This window comes from Streptomyces colwelliae (assembly GCF_048158785.1).
Taxonomy (GTDB): Bacteria; Actinomycetota; Actinomycetes; order Streptomycetales; family Streptomycetaceae; genus Streptomyces.
This window is the reverse complement of the sequence record NZ_JBLTJC010000053.1, coordinates 20,234-41,050: the sequence shown is the minus strand read 5'-3', so window position 1 is coordinate 41,050 and position 20,817 is coordinate 20,234. Positions and strand designations below refer to the sequence as shown.

The following is a 20,817-nucleotide window of genomic DNA, read 5'->3' as shown; positions in this document are numbered from 1 at the left end:
GTTGGCGGACGCGATCCGGGGGAGTGACGTACGGGTCGTGCTCACCGGGCACTTCCACGTCCAGCTCTTCGGCTTTCTGGAGGCGACGCCGGTGTGGGTCACGCCCGGTGTCGTCAACCGGATCGATGGAAGGCTGGGGAGCGGCACCGGTTCGGGAAGTGCCCGGGGACCATGTGGTTCGTGCCGGGCGCCGCCTGTGCCCCGCACAGCGGCGACCCGCCGCCGACCGCGGTGAGAACGGGCCGGTCCCCACCACCTGGAGGTACCCGTGAACAGCGCCGACGGATGGGGAGACGACGTCTACCAGCCCGACGGATCCGAGGTGCAGGACGACGCGGGTCTGCTGGACGCGGAGGACACGCTGGTGGCCGACGGCGTCGAGGACCCCCTCGACCGCGGCTGGTCCCCGCCGGACCGCCCCTGGGCGGTGGAGCGCGACGACGTGACGGCCGCGGAGCGTCAGCACGGCGAGACGCTCGACCAGCGCCTGGCCGAGGAGGTCCCGGACCTCGCCGTGTCCGACGGTGACGGCATCGGCGACTCCGAGGACACCGATGGCGAGCTCCTGGACATCGAGGTCGGTGACACCCGCTCGGGCCGGCTCGTGGCACCCGACGAAGGAGCGCACGAGGACGAGGAGAGCGGCCTGATCGCCACGGACGTGGGCATCGACGGTGCCGCCGCCTCCGCCGAGGAGGCCGCGATGCACATCGTCGACGAGGACGAGGACTCCCTGTACGGCTGACCTCGCCGCCCCTTCCCCGTCCACCGCACCACCGCCGCAGGAGGAGCAGCCATGCAGCAGGACAAGCAGCCCGACTACCACCCCGTGGTCTTCCGGGACCGCGCCGCCGGATACGCCTTCCTGACCCGGTCCACCGCGACCAGCGACCGGACCATCGAGTGGGACGACGGCGAGACCTACCCGGTCGTGGACGTGGAGATCTCCTCCGAGAGCCACCCCTTCTACACCGGCAAGGCGCGGACGGTGGACACGGAGGGCCGCATCGCCCAGTTCGAGCGGCGCTACGGCGGCGTCGAGGCGGGCCAGGGTTCCGGCGGCGGGGCGTGAGCCACCGCCCACGTCGGCGCCGGAACTGAGGCCGGCCCTCAGATCACGTTGAGCGCCGCCGCGCAGCCCACTCCCCCGAGGAGTATGAACACCGGCATCAGCACCTTGAGCTCGATCCAGCTGCCCGCGCGGAACCGCATCACCTTCGGCGGCCCGATCGGGTACCAGCGCTTGCGGCCCAACGGGATCGGCCACAGGATCGGGCAGCCGGAGACGGTCAGCGCGTCCCCGATGTCGTGCACCAGCGCACCCAGCACCACCGGCAGGCCGAGCCACAGGTACTGGTGCTGGTCCGTGAACAGCCAGTCCGAACCATTGCCCGGCTTGTCCAGCACTCCGGCCAGGATCCACGCGCTGGTCGCCGCCAGCAGCCACACCAGGATGTCGCTGCTGGAGCCGCGGGCCGCCCGCCACAGCAGACCCTCGATGGCCAGCACCATGTGCACGAAGAGGATCGCCAGCACTCCCCAGCGACCGCCCAGGATCGCCACACCCGCACTCCCCGCCCCGATCAGGACCGCCCACAGCCAGGTGTGGGTGAGGGTGCGGTGCCCGCCGGAGCGACGCGGGTCGCCCTGCTTCCTGGTCCCCTTGTAGACGGCGTACGAGAGCTTGTCGACGACCTCGCACACGGTCCGGGAGACAGGTCCGAAGGCCCGGGAGATGGTGGCCGCCTTGTGGTCGAGATCCGGGGCGAGCGCGGCGCCGGCACAGATCAGGGCGCCGACGAGGATCACCGGCCAGGGCATCGGGTGCCCAGCCGCGGCGGTCGCCGCTCCGACGCCGAGCCAGGCCGCCGCTCCCGACAGTGAGTGTGCTGGTCCCATCATGGCCGTTCCCCGCCCCATTCCTCTTACGCCGCCGGTCAGTTGCTCGGGCGCCCTGACACTCTGTCGGCGACACAGCGTAGCGGTAGCGATCTTCGTCCTCGCAGCCGATTCCCCCATCGGCCACAGCGCCAGGCAAGATGGGGTCGTGACCCTCATCGACCAGTTGCCGCCGACCGCAGATCCAGACGCCCTCTACGAAGCCTTCGAGTCGTGGGCCACGGAGCGCGGTCTCACGCTCTACCCCCATCAGGAGGAGGCGCTGATCGAGGTGGTCTCCGGTGCGAACGTGATCGTGTCGACGCCCACCGGGTCCGGCAAGAGCATGATCGCCGCCGGTGCGCACTTCGCCGCACTGGCCCGGGACGAGGTCACCTTCTACACCGCGCCGATCAAGGCGCTGGTCTCGGAGAAGTTCTTCGAGCTGTGCAAGATGTTCGGCACCGAGAACGTCGGCATGCTGACCGGAGACGCGTCCGTCAACTCCGACGCCCCGATCATCTGCTGCACCGCCGAGGTCCTCGCGTCGATCGCGCTGCGGGACGGCAAGCACGCGGACGTCGGCCAGGTCGTCATGGACGAGTTCCACTTCTACGCGGAGGCGGACCGCGGCTGGGCCTGGCAGATCCCGATCCTGGAGCTGCCGCAGGCGCAGTTCATCCTGATGTCGGCCACGCTCGGCGACGTCGCGATGTTCGAGAAGGACCTCACCCGCCGCACCGGGCGCCCCACTTCGGTGGTCCGCTCGGCGACCCGGCCGGTGCCGCTGTCCTACGAGTACAGGCTGACCCCGCTCACCGAGACGCTGACCGAACTGCTGGAGACCAGGCAGGCGCCGGTCTACATCGTGCACTTCACCCAGGCGCAGGCCGTGGAGCGGGCGCAGGCGCTGATGAGCATCAACATGTGCTCGCGCGAGGAGAAGGACCAGATCGCCGCGCTGATCGGCAACTTCCGCTTCACCACCAAGTTCGGCCGCAATCTCTCCCGTTACGTACGCCACGGCATCGGAGTGCACCACGCCGGCATGCTGCCCAAGTACCGGCGCCTGGTGGAGAAGCTCGCGCAGGCGGGTCTGCTGAAGGTCATCTGCGGTACGGACACGCTCGGGGTGGGCGTCAACGTGCCCATCCGCACAGTGCTGTTCACTGCGCTGGCCAAGTACGACGGCATCCGGGTGCGCACACTGCGCGCCCGTGAGTTCCACCAGATCGCGGGCCGCGCCGGACGCGCCGGCTTCGACACGGCGGGGCTCGTGGTCGCCCAGGCCCCCGAGCATGTCGTCGAGAACGAGAAGGCGCTCGCCAAGGCGGGCGACGACCCGAAGAAGCGCCGGAAGGTCGTCCGCAAGAAGGCGCCCGAGGGCTTCGTCGGCTGGTCGGACGGCACCTTCGAGAAGCTCATCACCTCCGAGCCGGAGCCGCTCACGTCCCGCTTCCGGGTCACGCACACGATGCTGCTGTCGGTGATCGCCCGCCCCGGCAACGCCTTCGACGCGATGCGGCATCTCCTGGAGGACAACCACGAGCCGCGCAAGGCGCAGTTGCGGCACATCCGGCGCGCGATCGCCATCTACCGCTCGCTCCTGGACGGCGGCATCGTCGAGAAGCTCGACACCCCGGACGCCGAGGGCCGCATCGTGCGCCTCACGGTCGACCTGCAACAGGACTTCGCCCTCAACCAGCCACTGTCGACCTTCGCACTCGCCGCGTTCGAGCTGCTGGACCCCGAATCGCCGTCGTACGCGCTGGACATGGTGTCCGTCGTCGAGTCCACGCTGGACGACCCGCGGCAGATCCTCGCCGCCCAGCAGAACAAGGCGCGCGGCGAGGCCGTGGCCGCGATGAAGGCGGACGGCGTCGAGTACGAGGACCGCATGGAGCGCCTCCAGGACGTCAGTTACCCCAAGCCGCTGGAGGAGTTGCTCTTCCACGCGTACGACACGTACCGCAAGAGCCACCCGTGGGTCGGCGACCACCCGCTGTCGCCGAAGTCCGTGATCCGTGACATGTACGAACGGGCCATGTCCTTCACGGAGTTGACCTCGTACTACGAGCTGGCCCGCACCGAGGGCATCGTGCTGCGTTACCTCGCCGGCGCCTTCAAGGCCCTCGACCACACCGTCCCGGACGACCTCAAGTCCGAGGACCTGGAGGATCTGATCGCCTGGCTCGGCGAGATGGTGCGCCAGGTCGACTCCAGCCTGCTGGACGAGTGGGAGCAGCTGGCCAACCCGGAGGAGATGACCGCCGAGGAGGCGCAGGAGAAGGCCGACCAGGTCAAGCCGGTCACCGCGAACGCGCGCGCCTTCCGGGTCCTCGTGCGCAACGCGATGTTCCGCCGCGTCGAACTCGCCGCCCTCGACCATGTCGACGAACTGGGCGAGTTGGACGCCGAGTCCGGCTGGGACGCGGACGCCTGGGGCGAGGCGATGGACAAGTACTGGGATGAGTACGAGGACCTCGGCACCGGCCCCGACGCCCGCGGGCCCAAGCTCCTGCTCATCGAGGAGGAGCCGCAGCACAACCTGTGGCGCGTTCGGCAGATTTTCGCCGACCCGAACGGCGATCATGACTGGGGCATCAGCGCGGAGATCGATCTCGCGGCCTCCGACGAGGAGAGCCGTGCGGTCGTCCGCGTCACCGACGTCGGCCAGCTGTGAGCACAGGAGAATCCCACCCATGACGAACCCGGCAGAGCGGCTCGTCGACCTGCTCGACCTGGAGCAGATCGAGGTCAACATCTTCCGTGGCCGCAGCCCGCACGAGTCCCTGCAACGGGTCTTCGGCGGCCAGGTCGCGGGCCAGGCGCTGGTCGCCGCGGGGCGCACCACGGAGGGCGACCGGCCGGTGCACTCGCTGCACGCGTACTTCCTGCGCCCGGGTCGGCCGGGCGTGCCGATCGTGTACCAGGTCGAGCGGGTGCGGGACGGGCGGTCGTTCACCACCCGTCGCGTCACCGGCGTGCAGCAGGGCCGCACGATCTTCAATCTCACCGCCTCCTTCCACAAGCCTGAGCAAGGTCCCTTCGAGCACCAGCTGCCGGCCCGCGAGGTCCCGGACCCGGAGTCCCTGCCGAATGTCTCGGAGGAGGTCCGGGCCCATCTGGGCGTGCTGCCCGAGCAGTTGGAGCGGATGGCACGCCGTCAGCCCTTCGACATCCGGTACGCGGACGGGCTGCGCTGGAGTGCCGAGGAGATCAAGGACGCCGAGCCGCGCAGCGCGGTGTGGATGCGTGCGGTCGGGCCGCTCGGCGACGATCCGCTGGTGCACACCTGCGCGCTGACGTACGCCAGCGACATGACGCTCCTGGACGCCGTCCGCATCCCCGTCGAACCGCTGTGGGGACCGCGGAACTTCGACATGGCGTCGCTGGACCACGCCATGTGGTTCCACCGGCCGTTCCGCGCGGACGAGTGGTTCCTGTACGACCAGGAGTCCCCGATCGCGACGGGCGGCCGCGGTCTGGCCCGCGGGCGCATCTACGACCTGGAGGGACGCCTGCTCGTCTCGGTCGTCCAGGAAGGGCTGTTCAGAGCGCTGTAGCCGGCGGACGCGCTCTGCGGCTCAGGCGCTTCTGCGGCGCAGCCAGCCCAACATGCCGCGTGACCGCGCGGGTTCCGGCGTCGGCCCGGGCGGGTGCTCGCTCAGGGACGGCGGCGGTCCGACGGGTTCGGGGATCCGCGGTGGTCCAACCGGATGGACGGTCGGCCGTGATGCGGCCGGCTCGGCGGTCGTGCGTGGTGCGGCCGGTTCAGCCGCCGGCCGTGGCGCAGTCAGCTCGGCGGTCGGCCGTGGTGCAGTCAGTTCGGCTGTCGGCCGTGGTGCGGGGCGGTGGCTGCGCGCCTCGTCCAGCACCAGGGTCAGATCCGCCCTCAGCCAGCTGATCTCGTCCGGGTCCTCCGCCGTCATGATCCGCTCGGCGAGGTGGGCGGCCGGCGAACCGGGAGCCCCGTGGGCGGGCGGGTCCGGCCGGAAGCGGTTCAAGTAGGCGCGCTCGTACGGGTCCTGGACGATTTCCGCGACCTGGACGGGGTCGAGCAGCGCGGCCAGGGCGCCGGCGTGCTCCCACGGGTCGCCGGCCTGGCGGAGCAGGAACCCGAGATGCCGTCCGCGCCAGTTGCGGGGCCGTAGATCCAGGCCCTCTTGCAGTTGGTCCCTCATGCCCTCGGGCGTGCGGCCGTTCAGCAGCGCGGTGTGGTTCTTGTCGGCCGCGAACTGCCGTAGTTCTTCTGCGAGATAGAGCCAGACCACGGCCCGATAGCGGTTGAGGTAGAACTTCACCGGCACCACAAGTCCCAGCCGGGCGAGGCGGGTGAACCTGGCGGAGGTGACCTCCATGAGGGCCGCGCCGTCCGTGGTGCCCACGGTCCTGACGCTTTCCAGGAGGGTGTCGGGGAATCCGTCCGCCGAGCGCAGTCGGTCGATCTCGGCGCGGGTGACGCGGCGGCCGCCGCCGCCTTCGTCGGGCGCGGTGCGGATACGTCCGAGATGGACGGCGAGGTCGAACTCGCCTCGCTTGAGCCCCAGTTCTCGTGCCGCGCGGCTGGGCGTGCACGAGAGGTCGGACGGTTTGGTGATGGTGTTTCCTGCCATGGTCGATCTCCCCCACGGAGTCCAATGCTCACGCTGTGTGCGCTTGCGATGAACAAACCGTAACCGGTTCGACGGATCTCGTGGCAGGCCTGTGGATAACTTCGCAGAGGTCGATGAAGTCGCAGGTCAGAGGTCTGTGACGGGGGTCCGCTCGGGCTGCCGGGCGTCCACGCCGAGGTGCTCGCCGACCCGGTTGACGAGGAGTGTCATCTCGTAGGCGATCTGGCCGATGTCCGCGTCCGCGCCGCTGAGGACGCACAGACAGCTGCCGCTGCCCGCGGCGGTGACGAACAGGACGGCGTCGTCGAACTCGATCATCGTCTGCCGCACCCCGCCCGCGCCGAAGTGGCGTCCCGACCCCTTGGCCAGGCTGTGCAGTCCGGACGAGACGGCGGCGAGGTGTTCGGCGTCCTCGCGGCGCAGTCCCGTGCTCGCGCCCGTCACCAGTCCGTCATTGGACAGGACCAGGGCGTGGCGTACGTGCTCGACGCGCTCGGTCAGATCGTCCAGCAGCCAGCTCAGTCCCTGGTTCTGTGCCATGTTCCGGCCTCCCCGTGTCGCCTCTCCCCCTGGCCGGAGGATCTCCCGTCAGCCTTCCCCACCTCTGTCGCCCGGGCAAGGAGGATAGAGGCATGGCACAGAAGATGACCGACGAGGAATGGCGGGCGTTCGTCTCGCTCGGCACGCGCACCGGCAAGCTGTCGACCGTCCGCGCCGATGGGAGCCCTCATGTGGCGCCGATCTGGTTCCTGCTGGACGGAGACGATGTGGTGTTCAACACCGCGAAGGAAACGGTAAAAGGGCGCAATCTGGCCCGTGACGGGCGAGTCGCCCTGTGCGTGGACGACGATCGCCCGCCGTTCGACTTCGTGGTGCTGCAGGGGCGCGCCCACCTGTCGGAGGATCCGGTCGAACTCCGGTACTGGGCGGCCCGGATCGGGGCCCGGTACATGGGCGAGGAGCGCGCCGAGGAGTTCGGTGCCCGCAACGGGGTCCCGGGCGAACTCCTCGTCCGCGTCACGGTCGAGAGGGTCCTGGCGCAGAAGCGCGTTTCGGAGTGAGATGCGCCGTCAGCCCACCGAGTCGAGCATCCGGGCGGTGTGCATCCGCCCGGCGTACTCGACAAGCCGGATCAGCACCTCCTTCCCCGAGTCGCGGTCCCGGGCGTCGCAGAGGACGACGGGCGTGCCCTGGTCGAGGTCCAGCGCGCGGGAGACGTCGCGGGCGCCGTAACTGCGGGCGCCCGTGAAGCAGTTGACGGCCACCACGAAGGGGATGTGCCGGTGCTCGAAGTAGTCGACCGCGGGGAAGCAGTCCTCGAGTCGCCGGGTGTCCGCGAGGACGACTGCCCCGAGGGCCCCCTGCGACAGTTCGTCCCACAGGAACCAGAAGCGGTCCTGCCCCGGTGTGCCGAACAGGTAGAGGGAGAGGCCGGACCTGATGGTGATGCGGCCGAAGTCCATGGCGACGGTCGTCGTGACCTTCTGGTCCACGCCGCCGGTGTCGTCCACCAACTGACCGGCCTCGCTGAGCAGTTCCTCGGTGCGCAGCGGCCTGATCTCGCTGACCGCGCCCACCATGGTGGTCTTGCCCACGCCGAATCCGCCGGCGACCAGGATCTTCAACGCCAGGGCGGTCGTCTCGCCGTCCTCGGCGTCGGAGTGCTCGGAGACCATCGATCACTTCTCTCGGGAGTGCCGGCAACGCTCGACGTCCGTACGTGTGCATCGTGACAAGTGCGGCCTCGCCCTGGGCGGTTGGACCGCTATTTGCCCGATGTGACCGCCTCGCACCCGTTCGGTGAGCGAAAGAGTGCACAAGCCGGTGTCGTACGCGTTCGAGTGGTTCTGAAGTTTCGTCACAGTGCCCGTAGTCCTTCGATCACCTCGCGCAGAATCCGTTCGTCGGGAAGCTGCGCGGGCGGCACCGGACGACTGACGGTGACGCAGCCAAGCTCCAGGAGGTCGCCCAGGAGCACCCGGACCACTCCCAGAAGGAGGTTCGCTCCGGCGGCGAGTTCGGCGACGGACTGCGTTTCCGTGCGGCACAGGTCGATGAGCGCCCGGTGTTCCGGTCCGAGCCCGGTGTCGTCGTCGAAACCGGGCGCGCCCTTGTCCAGCGTGACGAGCGCGATCAGGTCGAAACGCACCCCCGTAGGGCCTGGTTTGGTACGTCCGCCCGTCATCGCGTAGGGGCGGACCAGAGGCCCGGCTTCCTGGTCGTACCACTGGCTGCCCGGCTCGCGCTGGGCGCCGGTCGTGTCCTGGGTCATCGGAGCGGACCGCCCTCTCGCCTCATCCGGCTGCGGGCGGCCGCGCACCGACGCGCGGCGGCGTGTAGAGGTGCTCGCCGACGCGCTTGACCAGCCGTGCCATCTCGTACGCCACCAGGCCTATGTCGGCCGTGACAGAGGTGAGTACGGCGAGGCAGGAGCCGTCTCCGGCCGCGGCCACGAACAGGAATCCGTCGTCCATCTCCACCATGGTCTGCCGCACTCCGCCGGCTCCGAAGTGCCGCCCCGCGCCCTTGGCCAGGCTGTGGAATCCGGAGGCGACCGCGGCGAGGTGTTCCGCGTCCTCGCGCTTGAGGTCGGTCGACGCGCCGACGGCGAGGCCGTCGTTGGACAGCACCACGACATGCCGTACTTCGCTCACGCGCAGCACCAGGTCGTCCAGCAGCCAGTCGAGTTCGCCGGACCGCTGGGCGGCCCTCATGCTCGGGTCCTGGATCACGCGGGGTCTCCTTCGCTGCTGTCGCTGCCCGTTGTGGGGCCTGGGGTGGCACCACGGCCCGGTTGCCTGCCGCCGCCGCGCGTCCAGCCTTCGCGGTAGGCCGACATCCGGTCCCGTACGGCCTCCGGGGTGCGGTGCTCGTCGCGCGGGGCGGACGGCGCCTGTTCCCGTTGCGCGGTGGGCTGTTCGCGGAGTTGGGGAGCGAGGTTCGCCTGTCGTACGCGGCGTGGGAGGTCGTCGCTCTCGTCGGTCCCTTCGGTGTCCACGGGGGGACGGTGCAGTCGCAAGGTGGTGACTCCGGGGGGCGGGGTGTCGTTCGCCGGCTCCGCCGCGGCCCGTGCGGAGACCGCCAGGGCGGGCCGGTCGGCCGAGGCCGGGACGGACTCCTGGTGCCGGGGCGCGGTGGGCACGCGCGCGTACTCGCGTTCCACGGCCCGCTCGCCGTCCTCGACCGCCGCGCGCGGGGCACGTTCCGCCGCGCCGCCGTGCAGCAGTGCCGTCGGCAGCAGGACGACCGCCGTCGTTCCGCCGTAGGGCGAGGTCCGCAGGTGCACCTTGATGCCGTGGCGGGCGGCGAGCCTGCTGACCACGAAGAGGCCGAGCCGGTCGCTGTCGAAGAGGTCGAGGGCCTCGGACTGCTCGATGCGGCGGTTGGCGTCGCCCAGGGACTCCGTGCCCATGCCGAGGCCCCGGTCCTCGACCTCTACGACGTAGCCGTTGCCGACCGGTTCGCCGGTGACCCGCACGCGCGTGTGCGGCGGCGAGAACTGGGCCGCGTTCTCCACGATCTCGGCGAGCAGGTGCGTGAGGTCGGCCACGGCCGCGCCGACGACGGACGCCTCGGGGAGTTGGCGTACCTCCACGCGTGCGTAGTCTTCGACCTCGGAGACGGCGGCACGGACGACGTTGGTCAGGGAGACCGGCTGGCGCCAGGCCCGGCCGGGTGCCGCTCCGGAGAGGATGATCAGGCTCTCGGCGTGCCGTCGCATGCGCGTGGTGAGGTGGTCGAGGCGGAACAGGTCGCTCAGTTCGTTCGGGTCCTCGGAGCGGCGCTCCATGCTGTCCAGCAGGCTGAGTTGACGGTGCACCAGGACCTGGCTGCGGCGGGCGAGGTTGACGAAGACCCCGGAGATGCCGCTGGCGAGTTCGGCACGTTCGACGGCGGCCCGCAGAGCCGCGCGGTGCACGGTGCTCAGTGCCTCGACGACCTGTCCGACCTCGTCCTCCGCGGGCGACCCGGGCGGGGCCTCCGCCCTGATGTCGATCTCCTCCCCCGCACGCAGTCTCCGCATGGCCTCGGGGAGTTTGTGGCGGGCGATCCCGAGGGCGTCGTTGCGCAGGCTCACGAGTTCGATGACGAGGCCGCGTCCGATGCGCACCGAGATGACGAGCGACGCGATGACGGCGGCGAGGCCGAGCAGGACCGCGGCACCGGCGGAGGTGAGCAGCCCGCGGGTGAACGGATCGGCGCGATCGGCGACCCCGCTGCCCGCGTCCGACTCGATGGTCCGCATGCCGTCCTGCACACGTGCGTGCGCGTTGTTCCAGGTGGTCTCCGGAGCCGCCGCGATCGCCCGGGTCGCCGAGCCGGTGGCGAGGACCTTGTCCTCGACGGTGGCGACCGCGACGTAGGCGCTGGTGTCGGCGAGGTGCTGCCAGGCGGCGCGTTCGGAACCGCGGAGATCCGCGACGGCGGAGTCGGTGAGGGTGCGCCGGGTGTCGACGGCGCCGGTGAACACCCTCAGCCGCTCCCCGTCGAGCCTGCCGTCGAGTCGGGCGGCCGCGAGCATCACGTCCTCCTGGGACAGCGATTCACCGGCCCGGGAGAACTCGAGGAGCACGCGCGCGTCGGAACCGAGCTCGGCGTCCTGGATTCCGGTGAGTGCCCCGCCCACGGCGAAGGCCGTCGCGATGGTCTTCGTGTACTGCCCGTAGGTCTCGTCCCATCCCGAGCGGTGGCCGAGCACGTCGGCCCGCAGTGAGCGCAGTTGCTCGGCTCCGGTGACGAAGGTCTCCAGGCGTCGGGCGACTCCGGCCGGAAGTTCCTCGCCGTCGGCAACGGTGTTGTGGTCGCCGAGCCGCAGCCGGGCGACCGCCCGGTCCGTGCCGGCCGCCAGCTTCTTCAGGTCGCCGCTCTGCTCGGCGTCGGGGGCGGTCGCGTAGCGCACGGCGGCCGACCGTTCGGCCTGCAGTGCCGCGATGGCCGCCGCGACCGGGCTGCGCACAGCGGAGTCCACGCGCTGCAACTGCCGTAGCCGGGAGACGTCCTGGGCGGTGCTGACGGTGGCGTACGCCCACAGGGCGAGCAGCGAGACGACCGGCACCATCAGGAGGCAGACGATCTTGGCCCGGACCGTGCGGGGTCGCATCCGCCATCGTCCCGCGCGCGGGGGTATGTCCTCCGACGGGGCGTCCAGGGGCTCGTCGAAGAGTTCGTCGGCGGGTGGTCCGGCGTGCGCGCGACGACCGCGCACGGGCGGCGCCTCGGCGCCGGCTCTCGGGGTCCTACGGGGGGTACGCATGGCCTCCTCGCTCGGAAGTAGTTCTCAGGGGCGTGCTGCGCGGGCCGGGTCAGCGAGCCACGCTCTCGACCGGCCGCTGGGCCGAGGCGGTGGCCTCGCGTTCTCCCGTGGTCGGCGACAGCGCGACGAACGCCGAGGTCAGGAACAGGTAGGACCCGAGGCCTACGGCGAGGGGGAAGATGAACTGCATCGCCGTGGCGCCGGGCAGGACCGTCCCGGAGGGGGTGACGTGCACGCTCACCGCGAACATGCCGGTGTAGTGCATGCTGCTGACCGCCGCTCCCATGACGAGGGAGGCGGCGGTGACCGCGACGGGCGACTTGATGTTGAGCGCCGCCCACAGGGCCGCGGTCGCCGCGACGACGGCGATGAGCACGGAGAGCCCGACGAGCATCGGGTCGTAGTGCACGCCTCCGTGCAACCGCATCGCCGCCATGCCCAGGTAGTGCATGCTCGCGACGCCCAGTCCGGTGGTGAGGCCGCCGAGGAAGAGCGCGCGGCCCCGGTCGCGGCCGTAGCCGACCGCGAAGACGCCCGCGCAGACGACGACCATGGCGACGAGGAGGCTGAGCATGGTCAGTGGTACGTCGTAGCGGATGTCGGTGCCGCTGACGCCGAAGCCGAGCATGGCCACGAAGTGCATGGTCCAGATGCCGGTGCCGAGCGCGGAGGCCGCGGTGATGAGCCAGTTGCGCCGCGACCGGCCGGTGGCGCCGAGCGCGCGGACGGTGCAGCGCAGCCCGAGTGCGGCGCCCATGCAGGCCATCACGTATGACAGCACGGGGGTCAGCCAGCCGAAGGTGGCGTGGTCCAGGTGTCCCATGACCAGGGGACGCTAGTGGGGGCACGGAGGCACAAAGGGGGCGCATTTCGAAAGGTGTTGCAATCTGACACAGAGACGTACCTGAACGACCGCGTGACGCTCGAACGTGTGCGTCGAAGCGTCATCCGTGTCGGTGAGGGATCATGCGGAACATGAGCGACGACCACACACGTGTCCAGGAGTTCTTCGGTGCGCGCGCCGCCGACTGGGACAGCCGCTTTCCCCACGACGGCCCCGCCTACGCCGCCGCGGTCGCCGAACTCGGGCTGCGCGCGGGAGACCGGGTGCTCGACGCGGGCTGCGGGACGGGACGCGCGCTGCCGCCGCTCCGTGCGGCCGTGGGGCGGTCCGGAGTGGTGGCCGGGGCCGATCTCACCCCGGCCATGCTGGAGGCCGCCGTACGGGCCGGACGGGGCCGTGACGGGCGTCTGCTGCTCGCCGACGTCGCCGCGCTGCCGCTGCGGTCGGAGTCGCTCGACGCCGTGTTCGCGGCGGGCCTGATCGCGCATCTTCCCCAACCCGACGAGAATCTGCGGGAGTTGGCGCGTGTGGTGCGCCCCGGCGGCATGCTGGCTCTGTTCCACCCGATCGGCCGGGCAGCGCTCGCGGCGCGTCAGGGGCGGCAGATCACGGCGGACGACCTGCGCGCGGAGCTCAATCTCCGTCCGCTGCTGGCCGGTTCGGGGTGGCGCATGACCTCGTACGCCGACGAGGACACCCGCTTCCTGGCGCTGGCCGTGCGCGAGAGCTGATCCTTACCTTCGCTCAGACCACAAGCCGGGCCGAACTGACGTGGCCGCGGGCCGCGTTGGACTCACTCGACGGCCGACCCGTTTCCGTGCGGGGCGCCCGATACGCTTCACCGCACCGTCCCCCTTCTGCCGCCGCAACTCCAACTCTAGGTTGGGTAGCAGTAGATGAACGGTCAGCGACAGGGAACCATGTAGGGGGAAGGTGGTCAGCATGTTCGACAGGCCCCGCAAGTCCTTCGCCAGATTCCTCAAGACCACGCGCGCGGAATCCGACAGCGCCGACAGCGCCCCGCAACGACGCCCACACAATCTCTTCGAGGCCGCCGCCGTCTATGTCTCGGCCCGCGCGGAGGACGACCAGGACCGGATCGACGAGGCTGCCGGCTGGGTGACGCCGGAGGCACTGTCCTTCGGGGTGAGCGAGCTGGCGTGCCGGGCCGTCGTCGCGCTCGCGAGGGAGCGTGACGAGTCGCCACGGACGGTGGCTCGTGCGCTTCTGGGGCTCCCCGCGGCCTGACAGTTCGGGTTACCGGCGGTCATTTCGCCCCGTCCAGCCGGAAAACTGCAGCTCCGGGTGTACTTGGGAGTCGTGACAAGCGGCTTCCGCGCACACTAGGGTGCGCGCGGTTGGACGAATGATGGGGAGGCTGGGATGGCCGACACGGATGAAGAGGCCGTCGCCGCCGAGGACGATGCGCTCTATGTGCTCACGGCGGTGCTGCTGACGCCGGCGAAGTTCCCGAGTGTGCTGGGCGACGACTACCCGGAGGCCTGTGCGGCGCTCGGTATGGCGCCCCTCGCCGACGGGTACGGCCTGGTTCTCGGCCAGGACGGCGACGGGTCGCGGTGGACGGTCGTCATCGACGACGTGTCACTGGTCGCGGTCGCCATCGCGTCCTGGGACTGCGGCATGGAGTACGACCTGTCGCCGAGCGAACGCACGGTGGTCGCGGCCCTGCCGGGCTGGCCGCTCGCGGTCGCCGTCGCGGCGCCCAACGTGCCCGCGCCGCACGATCCGGACCCCGACCTCGTGGACCGGCCACCGCTGGCTCCGCCGGACACCACCACCTGGGGTCCGGCACAGCGACGGCTGGGTGCCGACGAGATCGCGCTGCAATGGGCCCTGTGGCGCGAGCAGATCGACGACTCGACCTTCTCGACGGAGGAGACGCAGGAGGCTCAGCAGGGGGTGGGCGACGCGTCGAAGGCGGACAAGGCCGCCGCAGACGCCAACCCTGACGACGCCGACCCTGGCGCCGCGTCCGAGGCGGACGGAACGCCGTCGGACGACAACACGTCGGACGGCACCCCGGCAGACGGCACCGCGGATGGCCCCAAGCCGGGTCACAGCGGTGTCCGTCGGGTGCTGACGGAAGTCCGGGCGTACGTCGACACCCCGCCGCCTCTCGGCCGCGTCAGATCGTCTTTCGCACCGGGCGACGCGCGCACGCTGCGCGCCGACGGCCCCGGTTGGTCGTTGGTGGCCCGGACCGACGACATAGCGTTCGTCCTGCTCGACGACGAGCCCGGCGAGGTGCTGCCGGTGGGCCGGGGTCCCGAACTGCCCGGCCTCCTGGAAGCACTCGACAAGCTGGCCGTACGGCCGAGTTGAGCCCTTGGGCGTGGATTCGGGCATCCGGGGTCCGTGTCACGCTCGCTCGTCCGGGTCGACGAGGAGAACTCCCGTGACGGTGTCCGGCTGGCACGGCTGGCACGGCTGGCACGGCTGGCACGGCTGGCACGGCTGGCACGGCTGGCACGGCTGGCAGCATCGTGCTGCGGCGAGCGGGGCCACACGCACGCGTAGCCGTGCGCTCTGCACGGCCAGGCATGCGTCCGCCGATAGCCGTCCCGGGACCACTCGGTGCTCAGCCTTCTCGGCCCATGGGCGGTGCTCGGCCGAGCACCGCCCACAGGACTGTTATCGGCAGTCCCGCGGACGGTGCTGTGTTCTGCGCCGCTCCCGTGCACCGGCCCGTAACACAGTCGACGATCCCTGCGTCAGCGGCCGATCTCCTTGCCTGCCACGCGGCGCAGCCGGCGCCGCTGCGAGGGGTCCAGTGTGAGATATGCGGCCGTCGGCACTCCCACGACGATCAGGAATGCGACCCACCAGGGCAGCCAGATCCACAGGATCAGTCCGACCGCCACACCTCCTACGGCGATCTTCGCGCTCTTCGACATATGTCGCCTCCTCCGCGGCCGCAGCCGCTCTCTGATCTGAAAACGGGTCCGCGCTCCCCACAGTTCCGGATCGCGACCCTGAGACATCCCTGAGGCGCTCCCCCTACTGGTACCCGGGCCGTCGGCTGCTCCGTCACTCCGTTCACTCCATTCGCAGCGGCTCCCCCACCTCGTGGAGGTGGCGCAGGGCCCGCCGGTAGGAGTCGACGAGCTCGGTCTCCACGTAGGGGATACCCACATCCTGACAGTGGGCGCGCACCAGGGGCTGCGCGAGCCGCAGATTGGGCCGCGGCATGCTCGGGAAGAGGTGGTGTTCGATCTGGTAGTTGAGGCCGCCGAGGAACCAGTCGGTGAGGACGGCGCCGCGGATGTTCCGCGAGGTGAGGACCTGGCGCCGGAGATGGCCCCACCGTTCGCCGTTCGGGTCCGGCATCTCCATGCCCTTGTGGTTGGGCGCGAAGGCCAGGCCCAGGTGCAGGCCGAACAGGGCCTGGTGCAGCGCGGCGAACGCGAGGGCCTTCCCCGGGGACATCGATATGAGCAGCAGCGTCGCGTAGGCGACGACATGGCTCACCAGAAGAGCACCTTCGACGGCCCGCTCACGACGGGGCTGGCGCCGCAGATCCTGGAAACCGTGGACCTTGAGGGCGATGCCTTCGAGCAGGGTGAGCGGGAAGAACAGCCACGCCTGGTTGCGGGTGAGCCAGCGCCGGAAGCCTGAGCGGTCCTTGGCCTGCTTGCCGGTGAACACGAGGATGTCGGCGACGACGTCCGGGTCCTTGTCGATGTGGTTGGGGTTGGCGTGGTGGCGGTTGTGTTTGTCGTTCCACCAGGAGTAGCTCATCCCCAGCAGCAGGTTGCCGTGGATCAGGCCGATGACGCGGTTGACGGCCTTGCCGCCGGCGATCTGGGAGTGGCCAGCGTCATGGCCTATGAAGGCCGTGCGGGCGCCGAACACGGCGAGCAGCGGAGCCAGAAGCAGCGTCAGCCAGGAGTCGCCGATCAGAACGATGCCGGTGACGATGCCGCCCAGCGCGAGGGCGTTGGCGGCGATGCAGCGCGCGTACCAGGCATACCGACGCTCCAGTAGGCCTCTGCCCTTGACCGTGCGCAGGAGGGGCGCGAACTCGCTTCCTGGGGGTGCCGCGACGGCATCCCCCGGATCATGGGCGCCGATGACTGCGGTGGTCTGGGACATGTCCGGTCTCCGGCTCTCTCAGGTGACGGGCTGACCTGAGCAAACGTACGAATCGGCGACCGGTCGCGACCATGGCGCCACCCACCGTGTCCGTACGGGGGTAAGCCGGGTCTACACAGGGGGGTTGACGACACCCCGGCCGGCCCGGTCCCCAGAAGTCGGGCTCGCGGAGAAGTACCCGGGAAACAGAAATGGCAAGGAGGTCGTCCACTCCTTGCCACATCCAACGTATAGCGCAGCTGGGGGCTTGCGGCAAGGCCCGGGTCGTCCCGCAAAATGGCCGACCGAGGCCGGGACCTGCGGAAACGAAAGAGTCGCGAGCACAGGTCCACGGATCTGCGGGCCGGAAACCAATCTCGTTGGATGGGCGTTCTGATGATTGACGTGATCGTGGTCGGCGGCGGACCGACCGGTTTGATGCTGGCCTGCGAGTTGCGGCTGCACGGCGTGCACGTTGTCGTGCTGGAGAAGTTGACCGGGCCGACCGGGGAGTCCCGCGGGCAGGGTCTGCACGCGCGCAGTGTCGAGATCATGGACCAGCGCGGCCTCCTCGACCGGTTCCTCGCGGTCAGCGAGAAGTTCCAGGCGGGCGGTCTCTTCGGAGGCATCGTCAAGCCGTGGCCGGACCGGTCGGACACGGCTCACGCATACGGCGTCGCCACCCCGCAGCCGGTCACCGAGCGGCTGCTCGCCGAGCGCGCCGTCGAGCTCGGCACCGAGATCCGGCGCGGCCGCGAAGTGGTCGGGCTGAGTCAGGCCGAGGACGGGGTGACCGTCGAGTTGTCGGACGGCACGCTGCTGCGCTCGCGCCATGTCGTCGGATGCGACGGCGGCCGGAGCACGGTGCGCAAGCTCCTGGGCGTCGGTTTCCCCGGCGAGCCCGCGACGGTCGAGACGCTGCTGGGTGAAATGGAGGTGGCGGAGGATCCGGCGACCATTGCCGCCGTTGTCGAGGAGGTCCGCAAGACCCAACTGCGGTTCGGCGTCAGCCCCGGCGAGAACGGCGTGTACCGCGTCGTCGTGCCCGCCGACGGCGTTGCCGAGGACCGTGCGACCGCGCCGACCCTGGACGAGTTCAAGCAGCAGCTACGGGCCGTCGCGGGCACGGACTTCGGCGTGCACTCGCCTCGCTGGCTGTCCCGGTTCGGCGACGCCACCCGGCAGGCCGAGCACTACCGGGTCGACCGGGTTCTGCTGGCCGGCGACGCGGCGCACATCCATCCGCCGACCGGTGGGCAGGGGCTCAACCTCGGTGTGCAGGACGCGTTCAACCTCGGCTGGAAGCTGGCCGCCGAGGTCAACGGCTGGGCTCCGGAAGGGTTGTTGGACAGCTACCACACCGAACGGCACCCCGTGGGCGCCCGAGTTGTCGCCAACACGCGCGCGCAGATCACGCTTCTGGGGACCGATCCGGGTGCGACCGCACTACGGGAACTGTTCTCGACGCTGATGGACTTCGAGGAGGTGAACCGGTACGTGACCGAAATGATCACCGCGATCGGGATCCGCTACGACTTCGGCGAGGGACATGAACTTCTCGGCCGCCGACTCCGGGACGTGAAGCTGAAAACGGGGCGCCTCTACGAGCTGATGCACGCCGGCCGAGGTCTGCTGCTCGACCAGACCGGCCGACTCTCGGTGGCGGGTTGGGCGGATCGCGTCGACTACGTAGTCGACGTCAGCGAGGAACTGGACGCACCCGCGGTGCTTCTACGGCCGGACGGGCACGTGGCGTGGGTCGGCGACGACCAGGAGGACCTGTTCAGCCGACTGCCCGAGTGGTTCGGCGCGGCCCACTAGCGCTGACCGCAGCCTGCGTGACTTCGACGGCGAGCACTCGCTGACGCTGGATGCCGGTGGCCTGGATGCCGGTGGCCTGGCTGCCGATGCCTCGGTATCTGCCGCCGGGCACGAGCCGAACGGGTACTTCTGGGAAGGTCTCGTGCGGTTTGCCTGACAGCATCACGGGGCGCGATCGCATCACGGCCGACCCACCCCAGATGCCACGTCCGCCCGACCGGCGGACGACACCCCTGATTCATCTCACCGTCGAGCACCGTTCCTCCTGACGCCCAACTCTGGCCGCTGTCAGCCAACTTGTCCTCAGGAGGCCCGATGTCCCCGCACGACCTCGTCCGGCGCCGTGTCCGTCGTCCCGTCGCGATGGGTGGTCCGCTCGCCGTGGTGGTCGCCCTCGTGGCCGCCGGTACGGCGTTCGCAGCCCCCGCGAAGGCCGAGGCCGCCCATGTCACGCGGACGGCGACGCTGGGCGACATCCCTCTCGGCGCGTTCAGCAACGCGCTGTTGCCCGGGACGGTGGACAACGACCGGGGAGTGGACCTCGGCGGCATCGGCAGCGACATCTACCCGGCCGGCCGCAAGGGCGAGTACTGGACGATCACCGACCGTGGGCCCAACGGCCAGATCAAGGTGAGCGGGACGAAGCGCCGTACGTTCCCCGTGCCCGGTTTCGACCCGGCGATCGTGAAGATCCGTGTCTCCGGGGACACGGTCGAGGTCCTGGACGCCCTCCCGATCACCACGTCCTCCGGGAAGGCCGTCACCGGGCTGTCGAACCAGCAGGGACGCGACGAGGCGCCGTACTCCTACGACGCCCTGACGGCGCTGTCGTACAACCCGAACGGACTGGACACGGAGGGCATCGTGCGGGCCGGGGACGGGTCCTTCTGGCTGGTCGACGAGTACGGGCCTTCCCTGGTGCATGTCTCCGCGCGCGGGAAGGTGCTCACGCGGTACGTACCCAAGGGGCTGCATCTGACCGGGGCCGACTACCCGGTGGTGGAGGCGCTGCCTGCCGTCCTGCTGCACCGGAAGATCAACCGCGGCTTCGAGGGACTCGCCCAACTGCCCGGCGGTGACCTGGTGATGGCCCTGCAGAGCCCCCTGTCGCTGCCTGACGGGGATGCCGGGGACGCGTCGCTCAACACCCGTCTGCTGCGTTTCTCGCCGAAGCGGAAGGCGGTCACGGCGGAGTACGCGTACCGCTTCGACCCGGTGAACATGGTCGACCCCAGCGAGGACGACACCTCCGAACTCAAGATCTCCTCGGTGGTCGCCGTGGGCGATGACCGGCTCCTGGTCGAGGAGCGCACCGACAAGGCGGCTCGCCTCCAACTGGTCCAGCTGGGGCGCAAGTCGAACATCCTCGGCGGTCGCTACGACGACGACTCGACGTCCCCGTCGCTGGAGCAGCTCGACGACCCGGCCGCCGCGGGTGTCCCGGTTCTGGCCAAGAAGCTGGTCGTCGATCTGGGCACCGTCTCCGGGGTGCCGCAGAAGATCGAGGGCATCGCGCGCGTGGATCACGACACGCTGGCCCTCGTGAATGACAACGACTTCGGGATGACGGACGGCGCGGGCGCGTTCGACGCGCAGGGACGGTTGGTCGACAGCGGTATCGAGACGACCGTGGTGTACCTGAAGCTGCCGCACGGCATCTGAGTGCGCGTCGGTTCCTCGGACAACTAGCGGAAGGACAACCAGCCGAAGGGCAACTAGCCGAACAGGGACGGGAGCAGGGACTCGATGTCGCTGGGAACCTCGCTCGGCAGTTCCGAGGGGAGGTTCGACGGCAGCGCGGTCGGGAGCTTGGTCGGCAGGCTGGTGGGGAGTTTCGTCGGGAGGGTGAGGGACGGGCTGCGGCTCGTGCTCGAACTGCTCTCCGCAGGCGTCTTCTTGTCCGGTGAGTCGTGTCCCCCGGTGGCCATCAGCACGATGACGGCGACGGCTCCGACGGCCACGATCACGGCGAGCAGGATGAACAACGGTCGGGGACGCCTGCGGGGAGGGGGCGGTCCGTAGTCCCCGTAGTCCCCTCCCGACGGGTGTCCGAAGTCCCCGGGAGGAGGCGGTCCGAAGCCGCCTCCCGGAGGCGGAGCGGCGCCCGGAGGCCCGGGCGGTCGAGGCGGTACGGGCGGCATGGCCATACCGTCAAGAGTCGCCGCGCAGAGGTCATGGCGCGACCCCCGCGCGGTGGTTGATACGGACTCACGCCATGGATCGCATGATTCCGGAGCATTCCGCGCGGGGGTCGGTCACGAACGGGAACTCACGAACACCAACGCGTTCGCGAGTGACACACGCGTGCGTGC

At 70.2% G+C, this 20,817-nt stretch carries 22 protein-coding genes and 1 pseudogene; 12 read left to right on the top strand and 11 right to left on the bottom strand.

Annotation, left to right across the window (positions count from 1 at the left end):
• From ACNFOC_RS14110 to ACNFOC_RS14100, 3 genes and pseudogenes are all read left to right on the top strand, one after another.
• A pseudogene (locus ACNFOC_RS14110) lies at window positions 1-131 on the top strand (metallophosphoesterase); the annotation flags it as partial.
• Between the two features lie 137 nt (window positions 132-268).
• Window positions 269-745 carry a DUF5709 domain-containing protein gene (locus ACNFOC_RS14105; protein WP_416959453.1) on the top strand — a complete coding sequence of 159 codons (477 nt, stop codon included), beginning with the start codon at window positions 269-271 and terminating at the stop codon, window positions 743-745.
• Between the two features lie 51 nt (window positions 746-796).
• Window positions 797-1,072: a type B 50S ribosomal protein L31 gene (locus ACNFOC_RS14100; RefSeq protein ID WP_416959452.1), complete on the top strand. Its 276-nt coding sequence runs from the start codon at window positions 797-799 to the stop codon at window positions 1,070-1,072.
• Window positions 1,073-1,110: 38 nt separating this feature from the next.
• Here the strand turns inward: ACNFOC_RS14100 and ACNFOC_RS14095 are convergent, their stop codons facing one another.
• Window positions 1,111-1,902: a metal-dependent hydrolase gene (locus tag ACNFOC_RS14095; RefSeq protein WP_033278306.1), complete on the bottom strand. Its 792-nt coding sequence runs from the start codon at window positions 1,900-1,902 to the stop codon at window positions 1,111-1,113.
• Window positions 1,903-2,047: 145 nt separating this feature from the next.
• On the opposite strand from ACNFOC_RS14095, the gene ACNFOC_RS14090 reads away from it, so the two are divergent.
• Both ACNFOC_RS14090 and ACNFOC_RS14085 read left to right on the top strand, forming a co-directional pair.
• Entirely contained in the window at window positions 2,048-4,561 is a 2,514-nt protein-coding gene (locus ACNFOC_RS14090) for a DEAD/DEAH box helicase (RefSeq protein WP_416959451.1), read from the top strand.
• A 19-nt stretch (window positions 4,562-4,580) separates the two neighbouring features.
• On the top strand, window positions 4,581-5,444 hold the full coding sequence (locus ACNFOC_RS14085; protein ID WP_019062678.1) for an acyl-CoA thioesterase: 864 nt from the start codon (window positions 4,581-4,583) through the stop codon (window positions 5,442-5,444).
• A 21-nt stretch (window positions 5,445-5,465) separates the two neighbouring features.
• Here the strand turns inward: ACNFOC_RS14085 and ACNFOC_RS14080 are convergent, their stop codons facing one another.
• Both ACNFOC_RS14080 and ACNFOC_RS14075 read right to left on the bottom strand, forming a co-directional pair.
• Window positions 5,466-6,494 (bottom strand): DUF6397 family protein, encoded by a 1,029-nt coding sequence (locus tag ACNFOC_RS14080; protein ID WP_416959450.1) that lies wholly within the window; start codon window positions 6,492-6,494, stop codon window positions 5,466-5,468.
• A gap of 126 nt (window positions 6,495-6,620) precedes the next feature.
• A complete protein-coding gene (locus ACNFOC_RS14075; protein WP_019062680.1) occupies window positions 6,621-7,034 on the bottom strand; it encodes a roadblock/LC7 domain-containing protein in 414 nt (137 codons plus the stop codon).
• Between the two features lie 92 nt (window positions 7,035-7,126).
• Here ACNFOC_RS14075 and ACNFOC_RS14070 point away from each other — a divergent pair, with 92 nt between their 5' ends.
• Window positions 7,127-7,555, top strand: a complete 429-nt coding sequence (locus tag ACNFOC_RS14070; RefSeq protein WP_416959449.1) for a PPOX class F420-dependent oxidoreductase — start codon at window positions 7,127-7,129, stop codon at window positions 7,553-7,555.
• A gap of 9 nt (window positions 7,556-7,564) precedes the next feature.
• On the opposite strand, the gene ACNFOC_RS14065 is transcribed toward ACNFOC_RS14070, so the two are convergent.
• From ACNFOC_RS14065 to ACNFOC_RS14045, 5 genes are all read right to left on the bottom strand, one after another.
• Entirely contained in the window at window positions 7,565-8,170 is a 606-nt protein-coding gene (locus ACNFOC_RS14065) for a GTP-binding protein (RefSeq protein ID WP_200676982.1), read from the bottom strand.
• Between the two features lie 182 nt (window positions 8,171-8,352).
• Window positions 8,353-8,766 carry a DUF742 domain-containing protein gene (locus ACNFOC_RS14060; protein ID WP_416959448.1) on the bottom strand — a complete coding sequence of 138 codons (414 nt, stop codon included), beginning with the start codon at window positions 8,764-8,766 and terminating at the stop codon, window positions 8,353-8,355.
• A gap of 22 nt (window positions 8,767-8,788) precedes the next feature.
• On the bottom strand, window positions 8,789-9,226 hold the full coding sequence (locus ACNFOC_RS14055) for a roadblock/LC7 domain-containing protein (RefSeq protein WP_416959447.1): 438 nt from the start codon (window positions 9,224-9,226) through the stop codon (window positions 8,789-8,791).
• Window positions 9,223-11,748: a sensor histidine kinase gene (locus ACNFOC_RS14050; protein ID WP_416959446.1), complete on the bottom strand. Its 2,526-nt coding sequence runs from the start codon at window positions 11,746-11,748 to the stop codon at window positions 9,223-9,225. The genes ACNFOC_RS14055 and ACNFOC_RS14050 overlap by 4 nt, the downstream gene beginning before the upstream one ends.
• A gap of 49 nt (window positions 11,749-11,797) precedes the next feature.
• On the bottom strand, window positions 11,798-12,571 hold the full coding sequence (locus ACNFOC_RS14045; RefSeq protein ID WP_416959445.1) for an MHYT domain-containing protein: 774 nt from the start codon (window positions 12,569-12,571) through the stop codon (window positions 11,798-11,800).
• Window positions 12,572-12,723: 152 nt separating this feature from the next.
• Between ACNFOC_RS14045 and ACNFOC_RS14040 the strand changes: the two genes are divergently transcribed.
• The 4 genes from ACNFOC_RS14040 (at window position 12,724) to ACNFOC_RS14025 (ending at window position 15,130) form a co-directional block, all read left to right on the top strand.
• Window positions 12,724-13,323 carry a class I SAM-dependent methyltransferase gene (locus tag ACNFOC_RS14040; protein WP_416959444.1) on the top strand — a complete coding sequence of 200 codons (600 nt, stop codon included), beginning with the start codon at window positions 12,724-12,726 and terminating at the stop codon, window positions 13,321-13,323.
• Window positions 13,324-13,534: 211 nt separating this feature from the next.
• Entirely contained in the window at window positions 13,535-13,840 is a 306-nt protein-coding gene (locus ACNFOC_RS14035; RefSeq protein WP_416959443.1) for a hypothetical protein, read from the top strand.
• 135 nt (window positions 13,841-13,975) lie between these two features.
• Window positions 13,976-14,935, top strand: a complete 960-nt coding sequence (locus ACNFOC_RS14030) for a hypothetical protein (protein WP_416959442.1) — start codon at window positions 13,976-13,978, stop codon at window positions 14,933-14,935.
• 33 nt (window positions 14,936-14,968) lie between these two features.
• Complete coding sequence (locus ACNFOC_RS14025) at window positions 14,969-15,130, top strand: hypothetical protein (protein ID WP_416959441.1); 162 nt, start codon at window positions 14,969-14,971, stop codon at window positions 15,128-15,130.
• A gap of 194 nt (window positions 15,131-15,324) precedes the next feature.
• On the opposite strand, the gene ACNFOC_RS14020 is transcribed toward ACNFOC_RS14025, so the two are convergent.
• On the bottom strand, window positions 15,325-15,507 hold the full coding sequence (locus ACNFOC_RS14020) for an NfeD family protein (protein ID WP_416959440.1): 183 nt from the start codon (window positions 15,505-15,507) through the stop codon (window positions 15,325-15,327).
• A 142-nt stretch (window positions 15,508-15,649) separates the two neighbouring features.
• Window positions 15,650-16,705: a fatty acid desaturase family protein gene (locus ACNFOC_RS14015; protein ID WP_416959439.1), complete on the bottom strand. Its 1,056-nt coding sequence runs from the start codon at window positions 16,703-16,705 to the stop codon at window positions 15,650-15,652.
• A 375-nt stretch (window positions 16,706-17,080) separates the two neighbouring features.
• Between ACNFOC_RS14015 and rox the strand changes: the two genes are divergently transcribed.
• Both rox and ACNFOC_RS14005 read left to right on the top strand, forming a co-directional pair.
• Window positions 17,081-18,505 (top strand): rifampin monooxygenase, encoded by a 1,425-nt coding sequence (gene rox / locus ACNFOC_RS14010; protein WP_416959454.1) that lies wholly within the window; start codon window positions 17,081-17,083, stop codon window positions 18,503-18,505.
• Between the two features lie 315 nt (window positions 18,506-18,820).
• Window positions 18,821-20,167, top strand: coding sequence for an esterase-like activity of phytase family protein (locus tag ACNFOC_RS14005; RefSeq protein ID WP_416959438.1), 1,347 nt, complete (start codon window positions 18,821-18,823; stop codon window positions 20,165-20,167).
• A gap of 53 nt (window positions 20,168-20,220) precedes the next feature.
• Here ACNFOC_RS14005 and ACNFOC_RS14000 read toward each other — a convergent pair whose 3' ends face one another.
• The gene (locus ACNFOC_RS14000; protein WP_416959437.1) at window positions 20,221-20,472 is read right to left on the bottom strand and encodes a hypothetical protein; all 252 of its coding nucleotides are present in this window, start codon (window positions 20,470-20,472) and stop codon (window positions 20,221-20,223) included.
• Between the last annotated feature and the right edge of the window lie 345 nt (window positions 20,473-20,817).